The organism is Burkholderia sp. Ax-1720, assembly GCF_011753035.1.
GTDB lineage: Bacteria > Pseudomonadota > Gammaproteobacteria > Burkholderiales > Burkholderiaceae > Burkholderia > Burkholderia gladioli.
Genome location: NZ_VWWK01000072.1, coordinates 26,345 through 33,125, shown reverse-complemented (window position 1 = coordinate 33,125; position 6,781 = coordinate 26,345). Strand labels below are relative to the sequence as shown.

Annotated in this window: 5 protein-coding genes; 3 read left to right on the top strand and 2 right to left on the bottom strand. The window is 72.0% G+C overall.

Annotation, left to right across the window (positions count from 1 at the left end):
• Positions 1-1,128 (bottom strand): HPr family phosphocarrier protein (locus F3J18_RS20575; RefSeq protein ID WP_166913900.1); only part of this gene is annotated, 1,128 nt, incomplete at its 3' end.
• 224 nt (positions 1,129-1,352) lie between these two features.
• Between F3J18_RS20575 and F3J18_RS20570 the strand changes: the two genes are divergently transcribed.
• Both F3J18_RS20570 and F3J18_RS20565 read left to right on the top strand, forming a co-directional pair.
• A complete protein-coding gene (locus tag F3J18_RS20570; protein WP_025101089.1) occupies positions 1,353-2,357 on the top strand; it encodes a LacI family DNA-binding transcriptional regulator in 1,005 nt (334 codons plus the stop codon).
• Between the two features lie 149 nt (positions 2,358-2,506).
• Positions 2,507-3,622 (top strand): alkene reductase, encoded by a 1,116-nt coding sequence (locus F3J18_RS20565; RefSeq protein WP_025101088.1) that lies wholly within the window; start codon positions 2,507-2,509, stop codon positions 3,620-3,622.
• A gap of 54 nt (positions 3,623-3,676) precedes the next feature.
• On the opposite strand, the gene F3J18_RS20560 is transcribed toward F3J18_RS20565, so the two are convergent.
• A complete protein-coding gene (locus F3J18_RS20560; RefSeq protein ID WP_166913898.1) occupies positions 3,677-5,212 on the bottom strand; it encodes an aldehyde dehydrogenase family protein in 1,536 nt (511 codons plus the stop codon).
• Positions 5,213-5,498: 286 nt separating this feature from the next.
• Here F3J18_RS20560 and F3J18_RS20555 point away from each other — a divergent pair, with 286 nt between their 5' ends.
• Positions 5,499-6,770 (top strand): FAD-binding oxidoreductase, encoded by a 1,272-nt coding sequence (locus F3J18_RS20555; protein WP_166913896.1) that lies wholly within the window; start codon positions 5,499-5,501, stop codon positions 6,768-6,770.
• Positions 6,771-6,781: the final 11 nt, after the last annotated feature.

The window sequence follows — 6,781 nt, the reverse complement described above, 5'->3', positions numbered from 1 at the left end:
GGACCAGGCCAGCCCGTGCCCGTCGACCACCCGCCGCGCCGTCTCGTCGAGCAGCGCGGCGTCGTCGAGCAATTCGCGCTGCGCCACGAAGATCGCGCCCTCGGCCTCGCCGAGCCGCGCGGCGGTTTCGCGCGCCAGCGCCTCGAGCTCGCGGGCGGTGCTCGCCAGCGCCGCCTCGAGGCGAGTGGCGGCGTCGAGCGGATCGTCGGCGCGGTCCTCGATCTGGAGCGTGCGTGAGCGCATCAGGCGCACCGGCCCGGCCACGAAACCGGGGCCGGCGCCGACGCCCTCGATCACCGTGGCCGGATCGCGCGGCGTCCAGAGCGCCGGCTGCGCCTGCTGGCGGCGCAGCTTCGCCGCGTCGGCGCGCGCGTGCTCCTCGGCCGACAGGGCCTCGATGGTCCGCTTCAGCGCGGCCAGCGCCTCGGCCGCGTCGACGCCCTGCGCCGACAGCACCAGCGCGGCATTCGCGGTGGCGCCCAGCTGCAGCAGGCTGACGAGGTTCTTCGGATCGGCGGCGCTATCGCCGTGACGCACGCGCAGCGCGGCCTGGAAGCGTTTCGCGCTGGCCACCCAGGCGCTGGCGGGGCGGGCATGCAGGCCATGCGGATAGTCGAGCACCAGCTCGACGCGCTCGGCGTAATCGGCCGGCGTGGCATGGACAATCGCGGCCGAGCCGGCGGCGGGCGCCGCGCCGGCATCGCCGTCGAGCGCATCGACGATCGCCTGTGCGTCGCGCGTCGCCAGCAACCGCGCCAGCCGCGCCGGATCGCCGATCAGGCGCGTCAGCCGCTGCAGCAGCACGATGTGCTGGTCCGATTGCGCGGCGATCGCGACCACCAGGCGGGCGCGCTCGCCGTCGCGCCATTCGACGCCCTCGGGCAGTTGCAGCACGGCCACGCCGGTGCGGCGGATCAGGTGACGGTCCTCCTGCAGGCCATGCGGGATCGCCACGCCATGGCCGAGATAGGTGTTCGACACCTGCTCGCGGCCGTGCAGGCTGGCCACATAGGCCGGCTCGATCACGCCGGCCTCGACCAGCAGCGCGCCGGCCTGGTCGATCGCATCGTGGCGGGAGGCGGCCCGGGCGGCGAGCCGGACCTGCCCCGCGGTAAGCAAGGACGACATCGCGTCTCCTGACGATTCGTTGGAATGGGCGTATTGAAATCGATACCACTTTTTCCGTCAAGCCGCCCTGGAGATTTGAAAATCGGCTGAAATTCGCCGCAAGCCCCGCTAGAATGCGCAGGCACGCCTGCTTCCGGGCATCCGCGGCGGTCCAGGGCCGCTGTCGCGATCCCGTCGAATCAGGGTATTTCCCGATCCAAGAACTGAAATCGATACCAGTCGATATGGCACTACGTATCAAGGATGTCGCCGAGGCGGCCGGCGTGTCGGTCACCACCGTCTCGCGCGTGCTGTCCAACAATGGCCCGGTACGCGACAGCGTGCGCCGGCGCGTGCTCGAGGTGATCGAGCGGCTCGACTACCGGCCCAACGCCGCCGCGCGCCGGCTGCGCTCGGGCGACACGGCCACCATCGGCCTGATCGTCTCCGACGTGCGCAACCCCTTCTTCACCGAGGTCAGCCGCGCCGTGGAGGATGCCGCCTACGCGCAGGGCATGCGCGTGATCCTCTGCAACACCGACGAGAACCCCGAGAAGGAGGCGATGTACCTGCGCCTGATGGCCGGCGAGCGCGTCACGGGCGTGATCTATTCGCCGACCCACGCGGCCGCGCAGCGGTTCGACGCGAGCGCCTACGCCTTCCCGGTGGTGATGATCGACCGCGCCGGGCCGCCCGGCACCGCCGACGCGGTCACGCTCGACAACCGCGACGCGGCCGGCCGGCTGGTCGAGCACCTGATCGCGCGCGGCCATCGCCGGGTGGCGGGGCTGTTCGGCAATGCCAGCACCACCGGCCGCGAACGTCACGCGGCCTTCCTCGACGCGCTGGCCCGCCACGGCCTGGAAGGGCGCGCCGAATTCGTCGAGCCGAACGCGGAAACCGCGCGCCAGCGCGTGGGCGCCTGGCTGGGCGAGGCCGCCGCGGCGGGACGGCCCGAGGCGATCGTGGCCAGCAACGGCCTGCTGCTGCTCGGCGCCTACCGCGCGCTGCGCGAGGCCGGCGCGCGCGTGCCCGAGGACGTCGCGCTGGCCGGCTTCGACAACGATGCCTGGACCGACCTGGTCACGCCCGGCGTGACCGTGATCGCGCAGCCCGTCTACGAGATCGGCAAGAACGCCATGCAGTTGCTCACGCAACGGCTGGCGGAGCCGGCGATGTCGGCGCGCACGCTGGTGCTGCCGGGGGAATTGATCGTGCGGGGCTCGACGGCGGCGCGCGCGTCGCGATAGCCGACGCGGCGACATCGGCCAGGGCGGAGGCCGAGCCGACGCGATCGTTCATTCCTGCCGGGAATGGCTGTTATCGCCGGGCCCCCGCTAGCGGCGCGGCACCGCTGCCGCCGATCATGGTGCATCCCTTCCAGCCCCTCGGAGCACCCATGGATCCGCTGTTCACCCCCACCCGCGTCGGCCCCTATGCCCTGGACCATCGCGTGGTCCTCGCGCCCCTCACACGGATGCGAACCGATGCCGGCAACGTGCCTGGCGCGCTGATGGCGGAGTACTACGCGCAGCGCGCGAGCGAAGGCGGCCTGCTGATCACTGACGCAACCGCCGTCTCCCCGCTCGGCATCGCCTACGCCGACGCACCCGGCATCTTCACGCATGCCCAGGTACGCGGCTGGCAGCGGGTCACGGCCGCCGTGCACGCCAGGGGCGGCCGGATCTTCCTGCAGCTCTGGCATGCTGGACGCCAGGCGCATCCGGCCAATATCGGCGGCGAGCAACCGGTCGCGCCGTCGGCGATCCGCGCCTGCGAGCAGGCGGCGATCCGCGATGCCGCCGGCCGGATCGTCGACGCCGAGCAGGTCATGCCGCGCGCGCTGTCGCTCGACGAAATCCCGGGCGTGGTCGACGAGTTCCGGCGCGGCGCCGCGCTGGCCCGGCTGGCCGGTTTCGACGGCGTCGAGTTGCATGCGGCGAACGGTTATCTGCTCGACCAGTTCCTGCTCGACGGCTCGAACCATCGCAACGACCTCTACGGCGGGACCATCGAGAACCGCGCCCGTTTCCTGTTCGACGTGCTGGACGCGGTGGTGGCCGAATGGGGCGCGAATCGCGTCGGCGTGAGGCTCTCGCCGAGCGGCAGCTACGGCACCATGTCGGACAGCGATCCGCGTGCAACCCATGCCCATGTCGTGAAGCGGCTCGATAGCTACCGGCTGGCCTACCTGCATGCGATCGAACCGCGGATTCGCGGCAACGAGGATGTCGAGGCCGATGCGCAGGCGATCTCGACCGCCGAGCTGCGCGGCTGGTACACCGGTACGCTGATCGTGGCCGGCGGCTTCGATGCCGGATCGGCCCGACGGATCGTCGAGCGCCGGGGCGCCGACCTGGTCGCCTTCGGCCGCCTGTTCATATCGAACCCCGACCTGCCCGAGCGGCTGCGCATGGAGGTACCGCTCGATCCCTATGATCGCGCGACCTTCTACGGCGGCGACGCGCGCGGCTACACCGACTACCGCTTCCACCGGCAGGCCCAGGCGACATGAAAAAGGCGCGCCTCCGGGGCGCGCCTCGATGCGGATTCGCGGCTTGCGGCGCGCTCAGACGTCGAACTTCACGCCCTGCGCGAGCGGCAGCTCGCGGCTGTAGTTGATGGTATTGGTGGCGCGGCGCATATAGGCCTTCCACGCATCCGAGCCCGATTCGCGGCCGCCGCCGGTTTCCTTCTCGCCGCCGAAGGCACCGCCGATCTCGGCGCCGCTGGTGCCGATATTGACGTTGACGATGCCGCAATCGCTGCCGGCGGCCGACATGAACTGCTCGGCCTCGCGGATGTCGTTGGTGAAGATCGACGAGGAGAGCCCTTGCGGCACGCCGTTGTGCAGCGCCACCGCCTCGTCGAGCGCATCGTATTCGAGCACGTAGAGGATCGGCGCGAAGGTCTCGCGCTCGACCACCGCCGATTGCTTCGGCATCCGCACGATCGCGGGGCGCACGTAGAACGCCTCGGCGCCGGCCACCTCGACCCGCTCGCCGCCCGTCACCACCCCGCCCTGCTCGCGCGCATCGGCCAGCGCCGCCTGCATCGCGTCGAAGGCCGCGCGGTCGATCAGCGGGCCCACCAGGGTGCCCGCGTCGAGCGGATCGCCCACCTTCACCGAGGCGAAAGCCTTCTCCAGGCGCGGCAGCAGCGCGGCGGCCACCTCGCGATGCACGATCAGCCGGCGCAGCGTGGTACAGCGCTGCCCGGCCGTGCCGACCGCGGCGAAGGTCACGGCGCGCACCACCAAGTCGAGATCGGCACTCGGCGCGACGATCATGCCGTTGTTGCCGCCCAGCTCGAGGATGCTGCGCGCGAGCCGCGCGCCGAGCACCTTGGCGACCTCGATCCCCATCCGCACGCTGCCGGTCGCGCTGACCACCGGCACCTTCGGCGAGGCGGCCAGCACTTCGCCCACCTCCCGCCCTCCGATCACCAACTGGCTCAGGCCCTCGGGCGCCACGCCGGGATGCTCGGCCTCGAACTCGCGCACCGCGCGCGCGAACAGCGCATCGCAGGCGATTGCCGTCAGCGGCGTCTTCTCCGAGGGCTTCCAGACCACCGGATCGCCGCACACCAGCGCCAGCGCCGTGTTCCAGGACCACACCGCGACCGGGAAATTGAAGGCCGAGATCACGCCGCACACGCCGAGCGGATGCCAGGTTTCCATCATGCGATGGCCGGGGCGCTCCGAGGCGATGGTCAGGCCATAGAGCTGGCGCGACAGGCCCACCGCGAAATCGCAGATATCGATCATCTCCTGCACCTCGCCCAGCCCTTCCGAGGCGATCTTGCCGGCCTCGAGCGTGACCAGGCGGCCGAGCGCGGCCTTGTGCTCGCGCAGCACGTTGCCGAAGCGGCGCACCAGCTCGCCGCGCAAGGGCGCGGGCACCGTGCGCCAGCGCGTGAAGGCGGCATGCGCGGCGTCGATCTTGCGCGTCACGTCGGCGGCGCTGTCGGTGGCGAGGGTGGCCAGCACGCTGCCGTCGAGCGGCGAGCGCGCCGTCAGCGCGTCGCCGCGCCAGGCGGCAAGATCGACGCCGAGTTCGGCGAGCAGGGGCTGGATGGACAGGGAGGGAGTCGTCGTGGCGGTCATGATGGGTTGGCCATGTATGAGGGTTCGCGTGGATCCGTGCGGCGGCGCGGTGCATGCCGGCGCCGGGCACGGGGCGGACCGGGCGGCGGCGCGCTCCGGATAGGCGACGCGCGGCGCCGCCCGGTGACGATGCCGATCGGCAGAAGATACCAGAGCCCGCGCGCGAGGATCGGCTCGCGCCGACATCCCGAGGTCCCGCGACCCGCGCGTGTTTGCCCGATCTCGCCGGGCCGCCGCTCGCGGGTTAGGATGCCGGCACGTCCCGTTCCCGCGGAGTCGCGTCACGATGCAGAACTACTACGAAGCCAGCGTCACCCGCCCCGCCGCCGACGCGCCGCTGTCGGGCCGCGTCGAGACGCGCGTTTGCGTGGTCGGCGGTGGGCTGGCCGGCCTTTCCACGGCGCTCGGGCTGGTCGAGCGCGGCATCACGGACGTCATCGTGCTCGATGCGCAGCATGTCGGCCATGGTGCCTCGGGCCGCAACGGCGGTTTCGTGTTCGGCGGCTACAGCCTCGACAACGCCGAGCTGCTGGCCCGCCTCGGCCCGGTCGAGGCGCGCCGCCTCTATGGCCTCACCCTCGATGCGGTCGACCGGATCCGCGCGCGCGTGGCGCGCCATGGCATCGATTGCGAGCTGGTCGACGAAGGCGTGATCCTCGCCAACTGGTTCGCCGACCCGGCGCGGCTCGACGCGCCGCGCCGGCTGATGAAGCAGGCCTTCGGCGTCGACTGGGAGCCGCTCGCCGCCGCCGAGCTGCAGCAGCGCCTGAAGACCTCGCGTTATCACGGCGGCCTGTTCGAGCGCAACGCCTTCCACTTCCATCCGCTCAAGTACGTGCTCGGCATCGCGCGGACGCTCCGGCAAGGCGGCGCGCGCATCGCCGAACGCACGCCGGTGCTGTCGATCCGGCGGCGCGGCGCCGGCCTGGTGGTGTCGACCGCCTATGGCGAGGTGCACGCGCAGGACGTGGTGTTCGCCGGCGGCGGTTACGCGCGCGGCGTGCATCGTCGCGTCGAGCGCGCGGTGCTGCCGATCGCCACCTACGTGATCGCCACCGAGCCGCTGGGCGCGCGGCTCGCCGATGCGATCGCCTGCCGCTCGGCCGTCTACGACACGCGCTTCGCCTTCGACTACTACCGCCCGATGGCCGACACGCGCATTGTGTGGGGCGGCCGCATCTCGATCCGCGAGCGCGGCCCCGAAGCGATCACGCGGCTGCTCAAGCGCGACCTGGCGCTGGTTTATCCGCAGTTGCGCGACGTCGAGGTGCAGTTCGCCTGGGGCGGCCTGATGAGCTACGCGCGGCACAAGATGCCCCAGATCGGCCGCGACGCCGACGGCATCTGGCACGCGGTCGGCTTCGGCGGCCACGGCATGGCGCCGACCACGGTGGCCGGCGAGGTGCTGGCCGATGCGATCGCGGGGGCCGCGCCGGTGCCCGCCGCGTTCGCGCATTTCGGGCTGGTGCCGGCCTATGGGCTGGCCGGGCTGGCGGCCGCGCAACTGACCTACAGCGCGTGGCAGGCGCGCGACGCACTGGCGGCACGGCGGCGCTGAGCGCACCGACG

Coding starts and splice junctions, on each gene's coding strand:
- F3J18_RS20570 (WP_025101089.1), top strand. CDS start 1,353: ATGGCACTACGTATCAAGGATGTCGCCGAGGCGGCCGGCGTGTCGGTC.
- F3J18_RS20565 (WP_025101088.1), top strand. CDS start 2,507: ATGGATCCGCTGTTCACCCCCACCCGCGTCGGCCCCTATGCCCTGGAC.
- F3J18_RS20560 (WP_166913898.1), bottom strand. CDS start 5,212: ATGACCGCCACGACGACTCCCTCCCTGTCCATCCAGCCCCTGCTCGCC.
- F3J18_RS20555 (WP_166913896.1), top strand. CDS start 5,499: ATGCAGAACTACTACGAAGCCAGCGTCACCCGCCCCGCCGCCGACGCG.